24 protein-coding genes and 2 pseudogenes are annotated in these 21,380 nt (G+C 38.3%); 23 read left to right on the top strand and 3 right to left on the bottom strand.

Going from position 1 to position 21,380, the window contains the following annotated elements:
• Positions 1–52 precede the first annotated feature (52 nt).
• The 4 genes from CUS_RS05240 to CUS_RS05225 are packed head-to-tail and all read left to right on the top strand — an operon-like array spanning position 53 to position 2,729.
• Positions 53–1,171: an amidoligase family protein gene (locus CUS_RS05240; RefSeq protein ID WP_002848018.1), complete on the top strand. Its 1,119-nt coding sequence runs from the start codon at positions 53–55 to the stop codon at positions 1,169–1,171.
• 1 nt (position 1,172) lies between these two features.
• Entirely contained in the window at positions 1,173–2,141 is a 969-nt protein-coding gene (locus tag CUS_RS05235; RefSeq protein ID WP_002848015.1) for a glucosamine--fructose-6-phosphate aminotransferase, read from the top strand.
• 19 nt (positions 2,142–2,160) lie between these two features.
• Positions 2,161–2,475, top strand: coding sequence for a DUF960 family protein (locus CUS_RS05230; RefSeq protein WP_002848006.1), 315 nt, complete (start codon positions 2,161–2,163; stop codon positions 2,473–2,475).
• Positions 2,475–2,729 (top strand): DUF6809 family protein, encoded by a 255-nt coding sequence (locus CUS_RS05225; protein ID WP_002848017.1) that lies wholly within the window; start codon positions 2,475–2,477, stop codon positions 2,727–2,729. Before CUS_RS05230 ends, CUS_RS05225 begins: the two co-directional genes overlap by 1 nt.
• 42 nt (positions 2,730–2,771) lie before the next feature.
• Here CUS_RS05225 and CUS_RS05220 read toward each other — a convergent pair whose 3' ends face one another.
• Complete coding sequence (locus CUS_RS05220) at positions 2,772–3,083, bottom strand: helix-turn-helix domain-containing protein (protein ID WP_002848007.1); 312 nt, start codon at positions 3,081–3,083, stop codon at positions 2,772–2,774.
• A gap of 369 nt (positions 3,084–3,452) precedes the next feature.
• On the opposite strand from CUS_RS05220, the gene CUS_RS05215 reads away from it, so the two are divergent.
• From CUS_RS05215 to CUS_RS05185, 7 genes are all read left to right on the top strand, one after another.
• On the top strand, positions 3,453–4,562 hold the full coding sequence (locus tag CUS_RS05215; protein ID WP_002848014.1) for a tyrosine-type recombinase/integrase: 1,110 nt from the start codon (positions 3,453–3,455) through the stop codon (positions 4,560–4,562).
• 132 nt (positions 4,563–4,694) lie between these two features.
• A complete protein-coding gene (locus tag CUS_RS05210; RefSeq protein WP_002848005.1) occupies positions 4,695–5,870 on the top strand; it encodes a tripartite tricarboxylate transporter TctB family protein in 1,176 nt (391 codons plus the stop codon).
• Positions 5,871–5,913: 43 nt separating this feature from the next.
• The gene (locus CUS_RS05205; RefSeq protein WP_037276630.1) at positions 5,914–6,966 is read left to right on the top strand and encodes a TRAFAC clade GTPase domain-containing protein; all 1,053 of its coding nucleotides are present in this window, start codon (positions 5,914–5,916) and stop codon (positions 6,964–6,966) included.
• 11 nt (positions 6,967–6,977) lie between these two features.
• Positions 6,978–8,189 carry a hypothetical protein gene (locus CUS_RS05200; protein ID WP_002848010.1) on the top strand — a complete coding sequence of 404 codons (1,212 nt, stop codon included), beginning with the start codon at positions 6,978–6,980 and terminating at the stop codon, positions 8,187–8,189.
• Positions 8,190–8,204: 15 nt separating this feature from the next.
• On the top strand, positions 8,205–8,582 hold the full coding sequence (locus CUS_RS05195) for a hypothetical protein (protein WP_002848030.1): 378 nt from the start codon (positions 8,205–8,207) through the stop codon (positions 8,580–8,582).
• 4 nt (positions 8,583–8,586) lie between these two features.
• Positions 8,587–9,090: a hypothetical protein gene (locus CUS_RS05190; protein WP_037276628.1), complete on the top strand. Its 504-nt coding sequence runs from the start codon at positions 8,587–8,589 to the stop codon at positions 9,088–9,090.
• Between the two features lie 23 nt (positions 9,091–9,113).
• Positions 9,114–9,845, top strand: coding sequence for a hypothetical protein (locus tag CUS_RS05185; protein ID WP_157769500.1), 732 nt, complete (start codon positions 9,114–9,116; stop codon positions 9,843–9,845).
• A 625-nt stretch (positions 9,846–10,470) separates the two neighbouring features.
• Here CUS_RS05185 and CUS_RS05175 read toward each other — a convergent pair.
• Positions 10,471–11,708 (bottom strand): annotated as a pseudogene (locus CUS_RS05175) (IS256 family transposase).
• 205 nt (positions 11,709–11,913) lie between these two features.
• Positions 11,914–13,791: a hypothetical protein gene (locus CUS_RS05170; RefSeq protein WP_002848024.1), complete on the bottom strand. Its 1,878-nt coding sequence runs from the start codon at positions 13,789–13,791 to the stop codon at positions 11,914–11,916.
• A gap of 342 nt (positions 13,792–14,133) precedes the next feature.
• Here CUS_RS05170 and CUS_RS20720 point away from each other — a divergent pair, with 342 nt between their 5' ends.
• The 12 genes and pseudogenes from CUS_RS20720 (at position 14,134) to CUS_RS05120 (ending at position 21,348) form a co-directional block, all read left to right on the top strand.
• Positions 14,134–14,379, top strand: a complete 246-nt coding sequence (locus CUS_RS20720; protein ID WP_002848027.1) for an AAA family ATPase — start codon at positions 14,134–14,136, stop codon at positions 14,377–14,379.
• Positions 14,348–15,718 carry an AAA family ATPase gene (locus tag CUS_RS05165; protein WP_002848029.1) on the top strand — a complete coding sequence of 457 codons (1,371 nt, stop codon included), beginning with the start codon at positions 14,348–14,350 and terminating at the stop codon, positions 15,716–15,718. The genes CUS_RS20720 and CUS_RS05165 overlap by 32 nt, the downstream gene beginning before the upstream one ends.
• A gap of 148 nt (positions 15,719–15,866) precedes the next feature.
• Positions 15,867–16,304, top strand: a complete 438-nt coding sequence (locus tag CUS_RS05160) for a DUF4869 domain-containing protein (RefSeq protein ID WP_002848022.1) — start codon at positions 15,867–15,869, stop codon at positions 16,302–16,304.
• Positions 16,305–16,311: 7 nt separating this feature from the next.
• Entirely contained in the window at positions 16,312–17,265 is a 954-nt protein-coding gene (locus tag CUS_RS05155; protein ID WP_002848012.1) for a hypothetical protein, read from the top strand.
• Positions 17,266–17,603: 338 nt separating this feature from the next.
• Positions 17,604–18,113 (top strand): annotated as a pseudogene (locus CUS_RS05150) (nitroreductase family protein); the annotation flags it as partial.
• A gap of 292 nt (positions 18,114–18,405) precedes the next feature.
• Entirely contained in the window at positions 18,406–18,486 is an 81-nt protein-coding gene (locus CUS_RS20360; protein ID WP_227945371.1) for a DUF6465 family protein, read from the top strand.
• A 155-nt stretch (positions 18,487–18,641) separates the two neighbouring features.
• A complete protein-coding gene (locus CUS_RS05145) occupies positions 18,642–18,986 on the top strand; it encodes a DUF7668 domain-containing protein (protein WP_037276622.1) in 345 nt (114 codons plus the stop codon).
• Positions 18,987–19,040: 54 nt separating this feature from the next.
• On the top strand, positions 19,041–19,358 hold the full coding sequence (locus tag CUS_RS05140; protein WP_002848021.1) for an SOS response-associated peptidase family protein: 318 nt from the start codon (positions 19,041–19,043) through the stop codon (positions 19,356–19,358).
• Positions 19,310–19,876 (top strand): hypothetical protein, encoded by a 567-nt coding sequence (locus CUS_RS05135; protein ID WP_227945343.1) that lies wholly within the window; start codon positions 19,310–19,312, stop codon positions 19,874–19,876. Before CUS_RS05140 ends, CUS_RS05135 begins: the two co-directional genes overlap by 49 nt.
• A complete protein-coding gene (locus CUS_RS05130; RefSeq protein ID WP_002848020.1) occupies positions 19,873–20,535 on the top strand; it encodes an ankyrin repeat domain-containing protein in 663 nt (220 codons plus the stop codon). Before CUS_RS05135 ends, CUS_RS05130 begins: the two co-directional genes overlap by 4 nt.
• Before the next feature lie 43 nt (positions 20,536–20,578).
• Positions 20,579–20,995 carry a hypothetical protein gene (locus CUS_RS05125; protein ID WP_002848016.1) on the top strand — a complete coding sequence of 139 codons (417 nt, stop codon included), beginning with the start codon at positions 20,579–20,581 and terminating at the stop codon, positions 20,993–20,995.
• Positions 20,992–21,348, top strand: coding sequence for a hypothetical protein (locus CUS_RS05120; RefSeq protein ID WP_002848011.1), 357 nt, complete (start codon positions 20,992–20,994; stop codon positions 21,346–21,348). The genes CUS_RS05125 and CUS_RS05120 overlap by 4 nt, the downstream gene beginning before the upstream one ends.
• The last annotated feature ends 32 nt before the right edge of the window (positions 21,349–21,380 follow it).

Raw genomic sequence — 21,380 nt, 5'->3', positions numbered from 1 at the left:
ATGCCCCTTGACGTCAGGCGTCAAGGGGCTTTTTGTATCTGGAGGAACTTTTATGAATGAGATCTATGAGTGTGCAAACTGCGGATGCACCATTGAAAATGAGGAAGAGCTTTATGAAGTTGAAGATGAGATAATATGTGAAGACTGCTTCAACGATGAAACATTTACCTGCAGTCACTGCGGAGAAAGATATTTCTACCGGAATTCTGTATCCGATGAAAATACAGCGATCTGCCAGAACTGCTATGATAATTACTACCGCCGCTGTGAACGCTGCGGGTGTATCATCCACGATGACAATGTGTACTGGGACGGTGATTATCCCTATTGCAGTGACTGTTACGATGAAGAAGAACAGTGCAGACATATCCATGATTACGGATATAAGCCTGTGCCTATCTTTTACAGATGCAGCAATGAAGGTGAAAATGTCCGCTGTTACGGTGTTGAACTGGAGATCGACAACGGCGGAAAGGACGATGAAAATGCTCAGGAACTGGACGGTATCGCTAACAGAGAAGATGAACTGATGTATATAAAATCAGATAGTTCTCTTGATGAGGGCATGGAACTTGTAAGCCACCCCTGTTCGATGAACTACCATAAATATGACTTCCCCTGGAAAGAGATAATGAAAAGGGCAGTACGTCTGGGATACAGGTCACACAACACAAGCACCTGCGGTCTTCATGTGCATATAGGCAGGTGTTCTCTGGGTAACACATACGAACGTCAGGAAGATGTCATAAGCAGGATACTGTTCTTCTTTGAGAGCCACTGGAACGAACTTTTCAGATTCAGCAGACGTTCCGAAGAATCTGCCGAACACTGGGCAGCAAGACACGGCTACGAAGACAGACCGAAGGAGATACTTGAAAAAGCCAAGAAGAGCAGCAAGGGCAGATATGCCTGCGTGAACATAACCAACATCAGCACCGTTGAGATAAGGCTGTTCAGAGGTACCCTGAAATGGAATACCTTTATGGCATCACTGGAGCTTGTGGATGCTATATGCGAAAACGCTATACGCCATAGTGATGATGAACTGCATAAACAGTCATGGGCAGATTTTGTTATGGATATAAGCACTGACTATACCGAGCTGATAACCTACCTGAAAGAGAAAAGGCTCTATGTGAATGAGCCGGTTGAAACTGAGGAGGAAGATTGATATGTGCGCTATATTTGGATTTGTGAACTACCGTCATGCAATAAGCGGAAGGCATATGAAAGAACTTGTAAACAGGCTGGCAGTTGAATCTGAAGTCAGGGGAACAGATGCAACTGGTATAGCCTATGTAAAGAATGATGAACTGAAGGTCTACAAAAGACCGAAGCCTGCCCACAAGATGAGGTTCTATTTCCCCGAGGATACTGCGATACTGACTGGTCACACAAGAATGACCACACAGGGCAATGCAAAATACAACTACAACAATCACCCTTTTCCCGGACATACTGCGGAGGGTGATTTTGCGCTCTGTCACAACGGAGTTTTATTCAATGACGATATCCTTCAGAAGGATGAAAAACTTCCTAAAACACAGATAAAGACAGACACCTATGCGGCAGTACAGCTGATCGAGAAATACGGAAGTCTGAACTTTGAGACCATAGCTAAGATGTGCGAGACAGTTAAAGGTAATTTCGTGTTCACTATTCTTAATGATGACAACACGCTTTATCTGGCTAAGGGTGACAATCCTCTGTGCATCGTACATTTCAAGCAGCTGGGGCTGTATGTGTATACCTCTACTAAAAAGATAATGGAGGAAGTTATAGAGAACACTTTCCTGAAAATATACAAGTTCGATTTTGTAACGTCAGAGGAAGGAGATATTATCCGCATAGACAAGAACGGCGTACTGACAAGGAGCAAATTTGAGTTTGAGGACTATTTTGCACTTGAACGTCATTGGAATCATGCATCATACGGTCATCACTCTGATTATCTTTACGAGCTCTGCAATCTGTTCGGGCTGACGGTGGATGATATATCTCTGCTGTATGAAATGGGTTACTGCGACGAGGATATAGAGATGATGCTTGATGACAGGGAGTATCTCAATATGTGTCTTGAGGAGGCTAAGGAATACTACGGAGACTGGCTTATGGAAGAAAGCTATGGTGTTAAGGTTTAGAAATAGAAAGGAGATAGCTATGGGTTACAGATTTGACGGAAACAAGTACATTACAAAAGGAATAGAAGCGGAGATACCGCCTGCCTTACAGGTGATGATGTTTGAAAGCCTTGCGTTAATGGAGCGCAAGGCAGGAGAACTGGACAGGCTGCAGGTATTTAAGCTGACTACGACAGAAAAAGACGGTACCTACCTGCTTAACATAAGGCACGAACAGGAGATACCGGAAGCTTCGATGGATTACTTTATGCCTGTGGATGCGTCGATCGATACTAAGGTCTATATTATTGATGATGTGGATCATATTACTATGCTGCTGGCGGAGGAGTACTGATGGGAATAATTTTGGACTTGTATTATGGAAAATTGCAGCCCTTGGGAGAAAGCTGTTCGTCCGAGTACATTAAAACGATCGAAAAGCTGCGTAACATCGAGGAAGAAATGGTCAGGCAGTATCCCGATTGCAGTGATATACTTGATAAGTACAAGAACGCAAATGCTACGCTCAATGACATCATTGCTTTTGATAATTTTGAGCGTGGATACAAGTTTGGTGCAAGAATTATAATGGCATCGATGGAACCATAAAAATCAAGGCGAAACAGAGGATGATCCTGTTTCGCCTTGTTGTTATTTTTTGGTCAGATCTTCTACTATTTCGGAAATATTATTCAGCTGGCGTTTGTTTAATTTTTTCATATTAACCAGCACCCTGCGAATTTCCTCTGGCTGTTCCGAGGCTTCATCGAAAAACTCCATCGGTGTTATATTCAAATAGTCGCAGATCGCAAAGAACACTGCCATTGACGGAAGTGCCTTGCCTGTCTCGATATTGTTTATATACCCTGCATTCTGCCCCAGTGACAGACTCATATCACGAGCGGAAACACCCTTTTCGGTACGCAGCTTTGCTATCCTTAGTTTGAAATGCTCTTCGGTCATATCATCAGCCCCTTTTGATATATTGTATCACACAGAATAGTCATATTCATTGGAAATATTCCGTAAAAGCACTTGAAATATCGGATTTAATATGATATAATGTAGGATATATAATGATAGTTCCGTTAGAAAGCGATCTTTTATTATACCACTATAAGAGGATCATTTCAAGATGTTTAATTGATAAACATTCACCACTTGCTTTGTTAATTTTGCACATTTGCTGTGCATTATGTTCAAAAGAGCGTATTATTTCGGTTGATGTCACGGCATTTTTTGATGTAAAAACGGCTATTATTCTGCCCATACTGGTCATTATTATCGTCAATGCGGTATACTTTACTTACCAAAACTCAGGAGGTACAAGTAATGTCAAGACGAGGAGAAAATATTTTTAAGCGTAAAGACGGGCGTTGGGAGGGACGCTATATCTGCGGCAGGCTTGAAAATGGTCATGCAAAATACAGATCTGTCTATGCACACAGTTATGCCGAATGCTCAAATAAGTTAAGACTGGCGAGGTGTGATATGCTGCCTGTTGATGACCCGATGACTGTTTCGGAACTGTTTGATGCTTGGATATTCAGCCGAAAAAACAACATCAAACAGACAACCTATGCAAGTTACTGTTATATGTTTGACCACTATATACGATGCAGGCTGGGTGAATACAGGATCGACAGATTAAGTGCGTTCATACTTGAACGTGTTCTTTCTGAACTTATTGAATGTGGCGGAAAGAACGGACATCAGCTTTCTTCAAAGACAGTCAAGGATATTACTGTCATGCTGAAGTCGTTGTTTAAGTATGGCGAGGTTGAATATTCACTTCCCGATTCGATGAAAAATGTCACGCCGCCGAAGTGTGAATCAGCTGAAATTCAGGTCTTCAAAGAGCAAGAGATCGTGAAGATGCGTCAGTATGCAATACATAGTAATATTAGTGATCTTGGTATACTTCTCTGCCTTTATACAGGTTTGAGGATAGGCGAGATATGCGCATTACAGTGGGGAGATATTGACCTTATTGATAATGTGTTCCATGTACGCAAAACTCTGACACGAATACCAAATCCTGACGGCAGCAAGCCTAAGACTATTGTGATAATTGATACGCCTAAAAGCAAAAGATTGGTTAGAGATATACCCATACCAACTTTTATGCTGAAAAGGCTGACTGAGGTGAAAAAACATCAGCAAAACGACGACTATTTTCTCACGGGAACACAAAAGTATACCGAACACAGATCATATTCATCAAGATACAAGAGTTTTCTGAAACGTATAGGGGTACCCTACAAGAATTTCCACGTACTGCGTCATACTTTCGCAACCGAATGTATCAGAATTGGCATAGATGTGAAAACAGTCAGTGAACTTTTAGGGCATTCTAGCGTAAAGATCACTCTTGAACGCTATGTGCATTCGGATATGGATATGAAACGTCAGCAGCTTGAAAAGCTGTATGGCAGTCTATAATTATCTTATTTCTGGTCAGGATCATGGTATATGATCGCAGATAAGCTGCGTGTTAGCTGGATTATTTTGGAGTGGTTCTTATAGTGGTATAATATAAGAGTAATAATATGATTATATGCAGGAGGTAATAACTTGGAGAGCTACAGAATTGGTGTTTTAGGACCAAAATCTTCAAATAAATCTGAATATGTTGAGGATCTTGCATCGTGCCTTAATTACTCAGGTAGTTTCTCTGATGTTTTTGAGTGTGAAAGATTTGATAGTATTAATGAAAAAAAGATGGGATCAGAAATTGATTCTTCGGAGTTTATATTAGTGCATTTCTACGATGAAATACTAATTTTTTCCGTATGTGATCTATCAAACGAGATTATCAAAAATAGGGTTGAATCAACTCAATTGTATAATGTTCAAAATATCATAGTTTATATAGATGGAGAGGTATTTTGCGTTGATGATCATAACGAGATTCAAAAAAAGCTTAAACGTGAGTACGCAAGAATCGTCAATCAATACTTGTCTGAATATGTTGAAAAGAATGGATATAATCCTTTGACCATATTTGTAATAGACAAAGCCGATCTTATAGAAGAAAGAATGGATAATATATATCCTGCTTTATCAAATATTTTTTCAAATATTTTTAATGATGATATTTGTTCGTTTACGATTTTAGTTGATAGATTTCATACTGATGCAAAGCTTCTGCCGTATATTATTTCTTTATATTTTTATTATAATGATCGATATGAGATTTATAAAAAAGAGCTTGAGAAACAGCTTGAAGAGTTGAATAACAGAAAAAATGAAAAAGATCAATATATTGCAGAACAGGAAAAACGGCTGATATTTAAAAATTATATAAAATTAAGAGAATCAAAGAATGAAGTTACATCTTTGTCAATTGAAATAGAGAAACTAAATGATAGGAAAAAAAATAATGAACTGATGGATATAAGGAATGATTTGTATGAGTATATGATAGATATTATGAATGGTAATAGGACATCACTAATACATGGATTCCAGGTTTTTGGGTATAAAGATGCAAAGTGGGAAGATAAGCTAAAGGAAAAGCAGGAGCATCAGATAAATGAAAGGCAAGAAAGTGCTTCCAAACATAGTATCTATATGTTGCTAGTTTTCTATCTGATTATTGCTGCAATTCTAGGTTTGATTTGTTATTTATCACCGATTATTTTTGCAGTAGCAGCTATACTCCTTAGCATATATTGGTATAGAGTTAAGGAAAATATTATACTGCCGATTATTATGGCAGTTATAGTTGTTTTGAGATTTGTAATTTAAAGATTAACAGGGAGGTGTACTGCTTTTAATTAAGCAAGAAAATATGGCTGATACAAGATTTACGGCACTGGGAATGTCAGGCAGTGGGAAGACCTGTTATGTGCTTGGTATGTATTATAAAATGTGTGTGGGAGCAAATGGCTTCACACTTACTACAACAAATCAGGATGCTTCAAAACTTGAAGACTGGATGGATAGACTTGACGATGAAACAGGACCTGACAGATTTCCTTCAGGAACAACTTTGACTGAAGTAACAGATTATAGTTTCAAGTTGAATTATCAAAATACAGGGATAATGAGTTTTGACTGGGTGGACTATGGTGGTGGTACACTAAAGGCAAGAGAGAATAATGCTGGTGCATATAACCGTTTTAACGAGGCTATAGATGCATCCACCGCAATTTACATTTTTATTGATGGAGAATTACTTTGTGATGAAAATGAGCAGACAAGGATAAAAAATGTTAACAGAAAATGCGCCAGAGTAATCAATCCGTATATCACTTCGTACTTAGAAGGACATAGAGCTATGTTGCCACCGATCGTGTTTGTAGTAACAAAGGCAGATCTTTGTGCTCCATATTTAAAACCTGATGAAATTGATTCGATCATTAAGGAATGCTTTAGTAGTGTATTTGGAAATGGACAGTTAGTATACATAACCGCAGTAACATTAGGAAACAACATTTCTGATGATAATTATAGTGGTGATGTCGACCCTATAAATATCCATATTCCGTTCTTGATCGGGATATATCACCAATTTCTGAATTATTGTTTATTATTGAAAAATGAGATCGATGAAGAGGAGAATAAAAGCAGAAATATAATATCTGCTAGTGAGAGAGAGATAAATAATCAAAATAGTAAATGGTTCTTTACAAATAAAAGTAAGATAGAAGAATGTCGTAAGCAAATAAATGAGGCGAATGATAATATCAACTCAAATAGAGAGATGCTTAATAAATATAGAAGATTGCTAATGGCTGTAACGGGCGAATTACAAAAATATAGTGGCAGCGGAGGCGGATTCAATAAGTATCTTAATGGAGAAAAAAATGATTTTACTTTTGATGAAATATCTGCTATATAGGAGGAACTATTATGAAAGCTTACCTTTTGATCTACAGCAGAACTAAAGAGGTAGATTATGTTCCGCAATTTCTCGCAAGACCCGCAGAAATGACTAATGAAGAGATCCAACTTGCGTTAAAGTACACAGCGAATGCTATGAGTGGTATCGATTATGTCTCTGGTGTTAGATATAGCGTTTTTTCAGTAGGAAATTTTTGTATATGTGGCGGGGTATCTTGTTTGTGCAAAAACATTATAGAACTCCTCTACAGAAACGATATGATTTCGGAAACAGAGTATCATTCAGCTGAAGAATTTTTATATGATAGAGTACGAAGAAACGTAGCATTTTTTATAGGGTTTGCAATACAAAAATCTGATATAAGGAGCGTCAAAATTCCCAATATCACACTCCGTGATTACTGGATTCAGTATCTGGAACAATTAAAAAAACAATGGAGCGCGAAAGAAACACACTCTGAGTTATTAAATGAGCCTATAGAGATCTCCGAAAAAACGTACAGCAGAAGAGAATTCGCTCCCGAAATAGATATTGTAGAAGAAAAAAGAATAATAAAGAATTTTAAATCAAATGAAAATGATGTGTTGGAGCATTATTTTGATAGGATACTTAACCAAGGAGAAAATGCATCCTTTATTTCTGATGTTTTAGACAAGAATTTGTGGAACGGTCTAGTATTTACAGATGTTGCCGTTTCAGATGAGCTTTACAGTTCACTAAACAAATTCTCGACGGAAAAACCTGGCAAGGGCATGGACAGCGTTCTTAATTTCAACATAGCTAAAAGCCAGAGAAGTCCATCGGTATCAAATGGATATAGTATTCTTGAAAATACTGAGATCAAAAGAACAAAACCTATAGAAGAATTTGATGACAGTAAAAAAAAAAATGGATCTACAAAATTCAAAGAGTTTCCTAATTATTTTGGCAGCTTTGTTAGCGGTAATGATCGCTCTTCTGATCATTGTGATTCTGTAAGGAAATATACAGAAGATGAAGCACTAAAGATATTATGCAGCTTGAAAGAATATAAGGAAGAAGAACATTATAAAGTTTACAAAATATTTTTTGAAAATGGCAGCGGAGGTTCCAGACCTGAATATGGACAGTTTTTTTATGATTATATATCTAAATGCAAGCTGCCTCAAAATTGGATACAAAGTATCCGTTTTATTTTCAAAGATGGCGAAATATACATTTTAGTATTTGTCAAAAAATGAAAGGATGTGATGTAATTGGCAGATGTTTTCCAGTCAATGCGTTCTGTTAGTCCTGCAAATAAACAGAACAGCTTTGATTCTATCGCCGCATACGAAGAACACTACATGAAACTAATAAAAAAATATCAACCCGAGATACAGGCTATTGCAGATATGATGAAGTCTATAAGGCAGGAACGAGCAGATTTTTATGAAAAGGTACTACCTGCAATAGAAAAAACGATGTCTGATGATAATGTTATGTCTAATGAAGCAAAAATGGAATGGTTGTCGGAATTGAGAAACTGCACAGAAAAGAGCTTGGAGATAAGTGAACAATTAGTGAATCATTACTACACCAAAAATCTGGAAGAATTTAAAAATGCTTTGCAGGGTGCTAGGGAGGGAATCTGAGCAGATGATTAGAGACGCTGATTACAAATCATGTGTTGAGACAGGTCTGTTGATCATGCAAGAACAGCGTAAAAAATTGATCAACGATTGTTTGAATCTTTCTCCTACAATTTATTTGGGGCTTCATTCTTCCGAATCTAAGAACCTGAGAGAATTGTATTTTCAATCATATATAACCGAATGGTTATCAATGCATTGGGAGATAATGAATAAGATCATTGAAAGTCAGAGTGATTATTCAAAGGACGCACAAAAACGTATGACACTGTTTTATGCTGACTATTTTGCTAGTTTTTTAACAGAATATAGCAATAGTAGTATAAGTGCAAAGCTCATGATCCCGGATGGTTTGAATGTTCAGCTTGAACAGCTTAGAGAGATGATACGCTATAATGACAAATGGCAGTTAAACAGCAACCGTATGCGTGTCCAGATGAAAAAGAGTAAAGAACAGTATGAAAGATTGATTAAGGAGTTTGAAGCTAAGCAGAAAAAAGAATCTGTATAATGCTAAAGAAGGAAGGAATAATTATGGCATTTTTAGATATGTTTGATAAGCTAGATGACATTGTTTATGCGCCTATTGATGCTATTTGCAGTTGGGTTAAAGAGCCAATGAAGTCATTTGAAGCCAGAAGAGAGATCAAAAAAATGGATAAAGAGGCTGAGATAGAGCTTAATAAAGCTAAACAGGAGTCAGAATTAAAAGCGTATGATGCAAGGCAGATCGTAGAATTAGAAATAGATCAAAGACGTTGGAATGCAGAAATTGATACGATAATTGCTCAGCAGATGGACGAAAGACGTGATAAGCTTGTAGAATCATTAAAACAATATCAGCTTGAACTCGCTACCGCCAGCAAAAATATAGTTGAAGAGATCGGCAAAATGTCTTTGGATTTAAGAGAAAAAGCCAATAACATGATGCTGGAAAAGATAAAGGAATATAAAAAGATTCAGGACGAAGCTAAACAGCAGTCTATCAGTGAGATAAAAGAAGCAAAAGAACTTTTTTTTGATGATGACCCTGAAACATATAAGACTCTTGTTAGTAAGATAATGGATGAAAGAAGTTCAATGGTAGATTTGGCAAAACAATTTATTCAGGAACTATCCGAGGATTTTAAAAGACTTAATCAGAATACGGATATGCTTATGAAAGAAAGCATGAAAAATGTGGATAAGTATCTTTCTCCTATGGCAAAAGCACTCCAACTGGAAGAGTCAGTTAATCTCCAAAAGAAAATAGAGGATAAGTCTTAGTACGGATATTAAATCTGAAAAATTAAAAGATATGTCCTATTGGAAAACACTCAAAAGTTAGTGAACCATCAATGTTATAATCATAATAAAGGATGTGTGATATTTATGAGTAAAAGCGATGACATTATTGATGTTTTAGCAAGTGTTGTAACAGGAGCTATTGGTTTGGCTGCGGGGGCAGCAGAAATTGTTTCTGCATCTAAAACTTATTGATTCAGTCAAAGACGATATATGCAAAGCTTCTGAGATCAAAAAAGACGGCATCAACAAATATGATTCCGCAATTAGTACTGTGGTAAACTCTGATAGTTACATAGTTGATAAATTACGTCGCACGGCTTATAAAGCCAAATTTGGGACAGAAAAAGGATATGGAATAGCTCTAAACGCAGCAAAAAATGATACTATAAGAACTAAATTTGAGGACTATTATGATAAAAAGCATAAGAAGTAAGAAATTTTGAAGTTAAATAGTCTCTCCTCATTAAGACCTTAGAGTCAATCCCAAATTCTGTGTAAACGAAAAATAGTGCAATAGAAAAGTGTATGATGAGACCGATTGTGAAAGCAGCCGGTCTTATCTGCAATATTATCACATGATTATTTGATTGTCAAGATGAAAATGTTATTCGGGTATCCTGTCGCTGTAATAGATAACCAGCTGTGCGTAGATACGGCTCCAATCCTGACGGCGACCGGTCCATTTTTTCGTGATGTCCTTCATAGCCAGATACAGCATCTTGAAAAGGCTGTCATCTGTAGGAAATACAGATTTTGTTTTGGTAACTTTCCTAAGCTGACGGTTGAATCCTTCGATTGCATTGGTGGTATAGATCAGCTTCCTAAGCTCCTGCGGAAACTTGAAATAGGTGCTGAGATTAGGCCAATTTTCGTACCAGGACTTTGAGATCTTGGGATATTTACTGTCCCAGACTGATGCAAATTCGTCAAGAGCGTCCAGAGCAGCTTCCTCGTCTACTGCGGTATAGACCTTTTTCAGGTCAGCCATAAGTGCCTTTAGATCTTTGTAAGACACGTATTTGCTGGAATTTCTGAGTTGATGAATGATACAGTTCTGGATATCGGTTTTAGGAAATACAGCTTCTATCGCCTGAGAAAAGCCTGTCAGATTATCTGTGCAGGCAATAAGGATATCCTCAACACCTCTGTTACGCAGACTGTTCAGAACGCCAGCCCAGAACTTTGCGCTTTCATTTTCACCAACCCACATACCGAGGACATCCTTCCTGCCGTCCATATTAACGCCTATCGCTATGTATACAGCCTTTTTGATGATCTGTCCCTCGCTGCGGACATGATAGCGTCGAGAAATACAACTGTGTATACGCTTTCAAGCGGTCTCTGCTGCCATTCCTTCGCTACAGGGAGCACTTTATCGGTGATACGGCTGACGGTAGTATCTGAGATCTCCAGACCGTAAATATCACGGATATGATCCTCAATATCGGATGTTGACATACCCTTGGCGTACATAGAGATGATCTTATTTTCCATGTCCTGAGATATGCTTGTCTGATGTTTAGGCAGAATTTTAGGCTCAAATTCGCCGTTTCTGTCACGAGGTACTTCAATATCCAGCTTGCCCACACTGGTGCGAAGAGTCTTCTTGCTGTAACCATTACGGCTACTATCAGTTTCCTTGTTCTTAACGTCATACGGCTCGTATCCAAGCTCAGAATCAAGTTCTGATTCAAGGCTGCCTTCCATAAATCCGGCAAGTGCTTCCTTGAACAGTTCATGGATATCGTCCATGCTCCGGATATTCGCTGCCGACAGAAAATCACTTATCAGCTCTCTTCTTGCACGCTGCTCTTCTGTTTCATTTCTTCGTCTTCTGCTCATAATTAAAACCTCCTAAGTAGTGTTTCTTCTATTATACACTACTTTGGAGGTTTACACAAATTTTTGGATAGACTCAATGTACACTAAATATTCCGCAGTGCCTAAGTTTTGTATACTAGGCAGGTTTGATGGATACTATCGCAGGACGGCACCAAAGGTGTATATACCGTTGTCCAATGCAGTAAGATGCCCTGCAAGATCAGTATTATTTGGGAATTATTATCGGTGGATCATTTTTGCTGAGATCGCAGGAATATGCAAAGACACTATGTTTATCATCATCGGTAAAGTATACTTCTTTATTTGTCATTTTATCAATACTTTTAAAGTGGTCTCCGTCTTTGACCAAGACACCTGTCTTTCCCAGAGTTTCAGTATCTTTAACGCAAATAAATGAATATTCGATACCTGACATTGTTTCTAGTTTTTTATAAGAAGATTTTACCATATCCGATGCGTGATGCGGTATAACAACATAATCGTAATATTTATTATCGATAATAGAATCAGGCAAACATCTGTATGGAACATCTGCACACATCAGTGTATTAGTAGATATATATTTGATATTTAAGGCTAATCCATAGCGATTGTCCTCGGTTATTCCGGAAGATGTTCCTTCACCTCTGTATAACCAGAAATATCTTCCATTATTATTCGTGGCTGCAACAAGCTGTTTTCCCGAAACAGAACTATCGTCTATCGCTCTCTTTATCATATAAAGCTTTTTGATGCTGTCTAAATAAAGCATTATCCTTTTAGCATTTGTTTTTCCTTTTTCAGCTTTACATGCTGTAACTATCCACGGTATGTTGAAAATGTTTTTTTCGTTGATATAAGCACCTGCGTAATGATCTTCATCCCAGTGAGATATTATCACCAGTTTCGAACTTATGTTTTTTATCTTTTTATAAGTACGTTTGTATTCATTTTCCACAGCGGCATACGATTTACGATAAGAAAGTCCGATATCATAAATGATCTTGGTTGTGCCCTTGCTGTCTTCAAAAGTAATAAAGTTACCGTGACCGATGTTATAGATCCGTGATCTTTTGACATTGCCGATGTTATTGTATATCAGATCACGAATAGCTATATCATTGTATATATATGAATTTAGCAGATTTTTATAATCATCTGTGACCTTATTGTCATCAGGATATAGTTTTTTTAATACAAGTTTACCATTTGATTCTGTCATAGCGCTGGCAGCAAACAGAAGATCGCCTTTCACATATGGTTCTCCTTCACCTTCATATCGGGAACCATCATTGATAAAATACGCCTTGAACCACACTTGTCTGTTCTGGTTAGCTATTAGTTCTGATCTTAGAGCTTCAAAAGCCTCGTCATCTCCCAATTTGCCGACGGCTCTTCCGTATTTGTCTACGTGAATCACAAATCCTGAGTAATATGGTCTGTAAAAAAATTCGCCGCTGTCTTCAGATTCCCTTAGTATGTCAAACATAAGGTTATCATATTCTATCATTTTTGTGGTGACAATGGAACAATAAAGATGATCAACAAGCTCTTCTGCGTTATCGACAGCATTTATAAACGGTGAGAAATAGGGAGATTCCATAACAGATGGATCATAGCTGTCTATAAAAGCATATACTTCCTCGCCTCTTATTACCTGTTTTTTTAAGCATTCACATATTTCATGATGAAAGCCTTTTACCTTATTATTTATAAATTTGCAGGTATCAAGTATTGCTTGAATATGGTATTTATACGGCTCAGCAGTCTCTTTTAAATCAGATTTCAGTAATTCTATAACTATTGAAGAAGCAGAAGACAGTTCATATAATATTTCAGCATCAGTATGTGAGATGTTTAATAATTGGGATTTGAGATATCTGTTTTTTATTCTGGAAAATAAATTAAACAGCTCAGGCCATTCATCGTTTTTATTATAATAAATGCCAATTCCAAGATCAAGCGAACGGAGTTGTGTATTTATAAAGTTGCATAGTTTTTCAATATCAACATCATTGAAATAATCGTTTTCAGGCTCATACGTATCTAATTGATAATAAAAATCAACTTGTTTTTTCCATTTTTTCAGCATTATGTTTTTCATTTCCGTTCATCGTCCTTTTGAATGATCTATATATGGACAGTCCTTTAGCACACACCTGATAACGGCGGTTTAACTAGGGATAATACCACATAATAATATTATAATTATAACATATATGACCGAATATGTCAAAGATACCATGGTCCTAAGAACTCGATATCGCAGGAAAACGCAAAGCGTGGTTTTGTAAAAAGTTAATAGGTTAATACCGCAGTCTTCAAGACATTATTTTATGATACCGTGTAGTGTAAAATGGTTTGTTGCCTTTTCATTAGCCCCTTTACAATTCAGGCTATCTGTGCTATAATATATTTGTTATGGTATTTATAAGGAGACAGTAACATGGGCAATTATCTCAATCCAGATAACATAGGTTTTCAGTACGCTCTGAATTCAGAGATATATGTTGATAAGTCGAGTCTTATAGCATTTACAAACAGTGTTGTTAGAACACTACAGAAATATGTCTGTGTCAGCCGTCCAAGACGTTTCGGAAAAACAATGGCGGCGAATATGCTGACTGCTTATTACAGCAGGGGGATGCGATTCAAGGGATATGTTTGCGCCACTTATAATATCATCAGATGACAGCTTTGAAAAGCACCTGAACAAGTATAATGTTATCCATATCAACATGATAGATTTTCTAAATAATGGTGATAGTATAGCAGAGAACCTTGATTATCTTTCAAGATCGCTTATATATGAAATCAAAAATGAAAATGAAGAAGCTGACTGCTTTGACCAGGATGATCTTGTTACTCTTCTTGGTGATGTTTTTGCTGAAACAGGAAAGCAGTTCATTTTTATTATTGATGAATGGGACTGTGTTTTAAGGATAAAAAAGTATTCGGCTGATGACCGGAACGAGTATCTGAATTTTCTGAGAAATCTGCTGAAGGACAAGAGCTATGTTGCACTTGCTTACATGACAGGAATACTTCCTATCAAGAAGAATGGTTTTAATTCCTCTTTGAATATGTTCTCAGAGATTTCAATGATAAGTGCGGGCAGATATGCCGAGTTTACAGGCATTACAGATGATGAGGTCCGTGCATTATGTAAGGAATACAGCACATCTTTCGAGGACATAAAGCGTTTGTATAAAGGATATTCAGTTAAAGGTATATCGATTTATAATCCACTTTCTGTCATTGAGTGCCTACGTAATAACAAGTTCAGCAATTACTGGACTTCCACTGAGACCTATGAGGCTCTGAAAGTTTATATCCAGGCTGATTTTGATGGTTTGCACGACAAGGTCACCCGCATGATAGCAGGGGAGAAGATAGAGGTCAACACGGCGAAATTCCAAAACGATATGACCACATTTGCCTCGGCGGATGATATACTCACACTGCTGGTACATCTTGGCTATCTGACGTATGAAGCGTTCGGAAAAAATGCTCTTGGCAGAGGTCTGGTATGGATACCCAATGCTGAGGTTCAGCAGGAATTCATCAACTGCATCGAAGACAAAGGTTGGGAGCCTGTCATGAAGGCTATCCGTGCATCTGATGAATTGATACAGGATATTATCGATGGTGAAGCTGATAAAGTCGCTAAAGGCGTTGAGATATGTCATGAGGATAACACCTCGATGCTGCAATATAATAATGAAAATTCGCTCAGCTGTGTTATCTCATTGGCATTTTATTCTGCAAGAAAGTATTACAAGATAATCCGAGAGCTGCCAGCAGGGAAGGGCTTTGCAGATATCGTTCTTCTGCCTTATCAGAAGTCAGATAAGCCTGCAATGGTGATAGAATTAAAGCATTATAAATCAGCCGATACTGCGATTAGACAGATAAAAGAAAAGCACTACACGGGAGCGCTTGCAGGATATACCGATGAGATCATTCTTGTTGGCATAAGCTACGATAACGGCAAGGGTCATAGCTGCATTATAGAAAAGGTTAGACTATAAATTGCAAACTGTTGTACTGAATTTTGTACAGAATGTTTTTGGTGTCAACCTATGACTACAAAAAACATGAAATGAGTTGTTCTTTGTCTACTTGATTCCGGAATAATTAAGAAAAATATGCTAATACTTAAAAGTGAGGTGATAGCCCATGTTGAATGTTATTTTTGGTGATACGCCTGATGCAATATATAACACAAATGTATATTTTAACAACACCTATAAAGACAGCTGGATCACAAAGCCTTTGTCAAAAGAGATCATCAAGGCGGTCGATAAATCTGAAGTGATCGATGAACGAACAATTATCAGCCCCGTTTTCGGTAATATGAGTCCCAAAAAGCTGTCCGGAGGAGTGAAAACGCTTTTGTTGATAGCTTATGATAGCTCTAAAATCTTTAATGCATCAACTTGTGGTGATAACTGTGCTGAATGGTTACTTAAAATTGCGCAAGATAAGAAAGTTGTCATCAATCTAAGGCATCTTATGGATTTTGGCAAGGGCGAATTTAAGATAAAGGTCTTAAATACAGGTAAAATAGTAAAAAATATGGGCGACCTTGTTGACGAATCGGGAGAATTTGTGTGAGGTAAATATGACAGGAATCCATCATGTTGAAGTGAAAAACAGAGATGCTGTATTTAAATTTGATCTGTACAGAAATATAACTATCGTCAGAGGTGACAGCGGAACAGGAAAAACAACACTTTATGAAATGATCGCAGATTATACCCGACTCAAAGAAGCCAGCGGCGTCAATGTTACTTGCGATAAGCCCTGTGTTGCGCTGACAGATATAGACTGGAGAAATCAATTAAAAGGCATAAATGACAGTATCATCTTTATTGATGAGGGTGCAGATTTCCTTAAAACTAAAGATTTTGCAGATGCTGTAAAAAACACGGATAACTACTATGTTATATTCAATCGAGAAAGCCTGCATGATCTGCCTTACAGTGTTGAGGAGATTTATGAGATCAAAGCAAGCGGTAAATACCACAGTTTCAAAAAGATGTTCAAGCATAACTCAAAACACTTTTACTACAAAGAAAAAGCTCCAACAAAGCTGAAATATGATACTTTGCTGACAGAAGATTCCAGATCAGGATATCAGTTTTATCAGCATTATTTTGAAAACAGTGATATCGCATGCTTTACATCAGGATCGAATTCTGCTATATTTAAATGGCTAAAAGAACATGAAGATAGAAAAGTATTTGTTATCGCTGACGGAGCTGCTTTCGGCTCAGAAATCGACAGAATAATGAAAATCCGTTCTTTTTCAAATATCCGTTTATGTTTACCGGAATCATTTGAATGGCTTATCCTAAAATCAGGTATCATAAATACAACGGATATGGAGATGCTTGATGATCCATCGGATTACATAGAAAGTGCTGAATATTTCAGCTGGGAAAATTTCTTTGAAAAATATCTGATCGGGATCACTGTTGATACACCTTTTCAGTATGCCAAGCATGAAATCAATTCGGTATATCTGAACCCAGTAAACTCAAATAAAATCATAAATGAGATCTATGTAAAGTAATGATCTGGTCGCAGGAATGATGGTAAACTTTGAAATAGGTATACCGGCATGGAAGAAATATCGTGACAATATTATACGGAACGACGTGTTAGCAGATACCAATTCATGCAAAAAATTATGAACGGGAATATACCTCTTATTGGTAGAGGTAAAGTTCATTTTGGACTAAAACTACGTCAAAATCGACCTCTTATTTACCTCTTATTGATGCTAAAAACCACTGAAAATAGCTTTAGAACAGAAAAAGTCAAATGTCATAAAACCGCGTAAAATAGGGATTTTCATAGTTCGGAAGAGAACGAAAAAAGTATACTAAATATTTCAAAGCCCCTACCAATGACCATATGAGGGACTGGCACTATATTATTGTCAGGGATAAGAATGTCGTAGCGAAACTGCTCGATATTATTCCAAAAGGTATATCCGATGATGATATGGAACAGTTAATAAAGGATTGGAATCTAAGCGATCTTTTACAACAGGAGTGTTATCGTAATGCTGTCCCTAAACAATATAGAATGCTGTTTGATGCGTCAGCGGTCATTATTCCTTTGCTTAAACAGAAAACGGATATTCTTCAACCGGAAAACATCTCACACTTAAACGGCTTTGCCTCCATTTGGTGTAGTATCGAAAATTTATTTTTATCAGCTACTGCTGAGGGATATGGTTGTAATTTAAGAGTTCCTCTCGGCAATGAAGAAGAATACGCAAGAAAGGTACTTGGGTTTCCCGAAGATTATTTTATGCCGTGCTTCATTGGTATCGGAAAACCACATAAAGACATAGTTCCTGTAAAGCAAAAAGAAATTAATATCAAAGAGCGAATACATTGGGATACGTTCTGATTACTTAATATCAAATCGAAATTATATACATTAAGCTGTGAAGCATTCCGCTCCGCAGCTTTTTTATTTTCCCCATAACATTTTCACGATAAGAAAAGTTTTATGGCGCACTCAAGTTCATGCGTACTGCGAATAGACTTTCACCCCGAAAGTGCGCTATAATTTTAGTGTGGGGCTGAGCATTCGGCTCGACTAAAATTTCAAAATGGCGGCGATGAATATGATTTCGCTGAAATAAAAAAGGCAGCCACCCGCCGATTATAAGAGCAAATTCAAGGGCAAGGTCAAGACTATCGAGTTTTACATCAAGCCGGAGGATAAGGCAGTTTACTACGTTATCAACAGTGATTTCTCCGATAAGATCGAGCTTTGATTTGACGGTATTGTAATGGGTGCGACTCGCTCAGGGTTGCTCCAGTTTTTTTGTATAGTGGATTGAAATGCAGGGCTGATTGTGGTATAATTTGTAATGTAAGTAATGCGAGAAATAGCTCGTATAAACCAAATCGTAATTTGCGGAGGTGTCAAATGCACGGATATCAAATAAAATTATTATGGAGTAAACTTGTTGAGATTCACGGCTTGATTATGTCTCAGAATTGGGAACAGTTAAAACGAGTTGCTCGAATCACAGATGAAACAATAGAAGAAGCTAAAATCGAGATAGAAGAATATCCCGGAATTATGACAGAATGCCCATATGATGAATTTACCGATGCGGTTACAATAGATTCGTTTGACGGTTGGAAAGCAGACTGTATGGCGTATTTCTGGTTTGACAATGAGGAAAGCGATTTATCAATGGAATGTATAGCAGAATTCAATGGCAGAGAACTAAAACGCATATACATAAATCAAATTCATGTGTTTTAACTGTATTATTAGTAAATTTGGATTTATCGCAGGAATAAGGAAGGAGTGAACCCCATGTGTACTTGGTTCTATGCAGAAAGATCCACGCTGTCACCGATCATCACAAAAGCACAGCAGCTACCGCTTGCGGATACGATCAGGAACACTATGTCACGTTCGGCAGAAATGTCGGGTAATATCCGTCCTACCGATATGGCAGCGGTGTTCGCTCCGAACAGGCAAGGTAATATGGCGGTGTTCCCGATGATATGGGGCTTCACGGTCGAACGATCATCAAAACCGCTTATCAACTGCCGTATCGAAACAGCGGATCAGAAGCCCGTATGGAAAGACTCATGGTTCAGGCGGAGATGCTGTCACTTGATTTGGTAGACAAGGGGCTTGTGACAAATCAGATCGTGCTGACGGTCGGCTATGACCGTGAGAGCCTTGATGACGGTCACTACCAGGGCGAAGTAGTTTCCGACCGCTACGGCAGACAAGTTCCGAAACACGCCCACGGTACACAGAATCTCGATAAGCACACATCGTTCACAAGGAAAATGGTTGAAGCGACAATGACGCTTTTTGACCGAATCTTCGATAAAACTCTGCTTGCAAGGCGGATCAACCTTGTTGCCTGCAATGTCATCAAGGAAAGCGATGTGCCTGAGAGCGAGAACTATGAACAGCTTTCTCTGTTCGATACAGAAGAAGATATACAAGCCCGTGCGGACGATGAGAAGGCTCTTGAAAAAGAAAGAGCATTGCAGGAAGCGATGCTCACGATCAAACACAAATTCGGAAAGAATGCCGTTCTGAAAGGTACGAACTTTACGGAGGGTGCTACGGCGAAGGAACGTAACCGGCAGATAGGCGGGCATAAGGCTAGAGACAGGAGGATAAGATGAAAAAACTATTCAAAGCGATCAGGAACGGCGATTTTAATGAGGTCAAAGAGATAATAACAAAAAAGCCGGAATTGGTAAATTGCGTGGCAAAACAACCTCCCAAAAAAGACGATGGACAGTCGCCCTTGCAGGTTGCATTAAAAACGGGAAATTTTGAGATTGCCAAATATCTTATTGAAATGGGTGCTGATCTGAATTTCATGGAAGATGAGTCATGCTGTAATGAATGGAGAACTCCTGTTATTCATGACGCTATCACAGCGGCTGTCATGTGCAGCAGATGGAATACAAATAATAAATATATGGGTTTTAAGCTCTTCTCGACCAAAGAAAGAGCTGACGATGCTTTCAATACACTCAGACTTATGATCAAAAACGGTGCTGATGTTAATGGTATCGATTCTCATGGCAATTCGGGAATATGGAGATTCTGTCTGCAATCAAATCAGGTATTACCAAGTTTTAATTATGTTGACCATGTAGAAAGTGATGATCGCTTATTCACCGATGAACTACATGAAGACTTGCGAAGAATACTTACAGCACTGAAAGAAGCCGGAGCTGATCAGCTTTATGCTGCGCCTAATTTTGGCAAATGCCCACTTGAATTTTATACAGAAGGCTCTCTTTCAATAATACTAAAAGAGGTATTTGGATGATATACGGACAATTCTGATTAGTTAGCAAAGAGGTGAACACGCTATGCCTGATAACTACGATGATATAAAGCACCTCACCCGTCCGCAGTATGATGATCTGCACTCCATGTCAATGCACGACAGGGCGGCACAGTTCAGCCCCTTTGCGGCACTTGTGGGCTACGATGATGCCGTTGCCGAGACTGCAAGGCTGACCGACAGCAAGGCAGAGCTGACAGAGGACGAAATGTCTGAGCTAAACGCAAACCTGAACCGTCTGCTTGACAGCTTGGATGAACAACCGCAGATCAGCGTGACATATTTCGTCCCCGATGGAAAGAAGTCGGGCGGCAAGTATGTGGAAAAGCAAGGTGTAGTGCGGATATATGACAGCTATGTAGGTGAACTTGTGTTCACGGACGGTGTGCGGATAGCGGTAGCGGATATGACAAAATTGGATTTTATGGAGGAACTGCAATGAATCAATTCGGATACCCTGAAAGCGACTGGAAGCTCTATAAGAGCAAGGTCGCTGACTGGCAGGAAGGCTACATGGACAAGCTCTGCAAGGAGTATATCGCACTGTTAAGCTCCGATAAACTGCCCTCGGACAGATTTTGGGAGCTTGAAAAGCGTATCAGAGAGGATAAGAGAGCTACGGGCGTGGTCGTTACCAATTCACGCTCCAAAATGATAGACAATATCCTCGACCTGTTACATGAGGGTGCGGTCACGCTCGAAGACCTCAGTGATTTCAGCGAGGAGTTGCAAGAACGGATAGAGTTCATATACAGCGGTGGATATAATAACCCCGATAATTGCAACAGACTTTGATTCCACTGAATTCAAAGTTCCCCATAAAGAAA

Origin of the sequence: Hominimerdicola alba 8, assembly GCF_000178155.2 — a bacterium.
GTDB classification, from domain to species: Bacteria; Bacillota; Clostridia; order Oscillospirales; family Ruminococcaceae; genus Hominimerdicola; species Hominimerdicola alba_C.
The sequence above is the reverse complement of the archived record's forward strand: the minus strand, read 5'-3'. Positions and strand labels throughout refer to the sequence as shown.

Excerpts from the sequence above, each read along its gene's own strand:
- CUS_RS05240 (WP_002848018.1), top strand. The coding sequence starts at position 53 with ATGAATGAGATCTATGAGTGTGCAAACTGCGGATGCACCATTGAAAAT.
- CUS_RS05190 (WP_037276628.1), top strand. The coding sequence starts at position 8,587 with ATGATTAGAGACGCTGATTACAAATCATGTGTTGAGACAGGTCTGTTG.
- CUS_RS05170 (WP_002848024.1), bottom strand. The coding sequence starts at position 13,791 with ATGAAAAACATAATGCTGAAAAAATGGAAAAAACAAGTTGATTTTTAT.
- CUS_RS05155 (WP_002848012.1), top strand. The coding sequence starts at position 16,312 with ATGACAGGAATCCATCATGTTGAAGTGAAAAACAGAGATGCTGTATTT.
- CUS_RS05235 (WP_002848015.1), top strand. The coding sequence starts at position 1,173 with ATGTGCGCTATATTTGGATTTGTGAACTACCGTCATGCAATAAGCGGA.
- CUS_RS05205 (WP_037276630.1), top strand. The coding sequence starts at position 5,914 with ATGGCTGATACAAGATTTACGGCACTGGGAATGTCAGGCAGTGGGAAG.
- CUS_RS05200 (WP_002848010.1), top strand. The coding sequence starts at position 6,978 with ATGAAAGCTTACCTTTTGATCTACAGCAGAACTAAAGAGGTAGATTAT.
- CUS_RS05135 (WP_227945343.1), top strand. The coding sequence starts at position 19,310 with ATGGAAAGACTCATGGTTCAGGCGGAGATGCTGTCACTTGATTTGGTA.
- CUS_RS05120 (WP_002848011.1), top strand. The coding sequence starts at position 20,992 with ATGAATCAATTCGGATACCCTGAAAGCGACTGGAAGCTCTATAAGAGC.
- CUS_RS05160 (WP_002848022.1), top strand. The coding sequence starts at position 15,867 with ATGTTGAATGTTATTTTTGGTGATACGCCTGATGCAATATATAACACA.
- CUS_RS05145 (WP_037276622.1), top strand. The coding sequence starts at position 18,642 with ATGCACGGATATCAAATAAAATTATTATGGAGTAAACTTGTTGAGATT.
- CUS_RS05185 (WP_157769500.1), top strand. The coding sequence starts at position 9,114 with ATGGCATTTTTAGATATGTTTGATAAGCTAGATGACATTGTTTATGCG.
- CUS_RS20720 (WP_002848027.1), top strand. The coding sequence starts at position 14,134 with ATGGGCAATTATCTCAATCCAGATAACATAGGTTTTCAGTACGCTCTG.
- CUS_RS05140 (WP_002848021.1), top strand. The coding sequence starts at position 19,041 with ATGTGTACTTGGTTCTATGCAGAAAGATCCACGCTGTCACCGATCATC.
- CUS_RS05165 (WP_002848029.1), top strand. The coding sequence starts at position 14,348 with ATGTTTGCGCCACTTATAATATCATCAGATGACAGCTTTGAAAAGCAC.
- CUS_RS05215 (WP_002848014.1), top strand. The coding sequence starts at position 3,453 with ATGTCAAGACGAGGAGAAAATATTTTTAAGCGTAAAGACGGGCGTTGG.
- CUS_RS05130 (WP_002848020.1), top strand. The coding sequence starts at position 19,873 with ATGAAAAAACTATTCAAAGCGATCAGGAACGGCGATTTTAATGAGGTC.
- CUS_RS05225 (WP_002848017.1), top strand. The coding sequence starts at position 2,475 with ATGGGAATAATTTTGGACTTGTATTATGGAAAATTGCAGCCCTTGGGA.
- CUS_RS05220 (WP_002848007.1), bottom strand. The coding sequence starts at position 3,083 with ATGACCGAAGAGCATTTCAAACTAAGGATAGCAAAGCTGCGTACCGAA.
- CUS_RS05125 (WP_002848016.1), top strand. The coding sequence starts at position 20,579 with ATGCCTGATAACTACGATGATATAAAGCACCTCACCCGTCCGCAGTAT.
- CUS_RS05230 (WP_002848006.1), top strand. The coding sequence starts at position 2,161 with ATGGGTTACAGATTTGACGGAAACAAGTACATTACAAAAGGAATAGAA.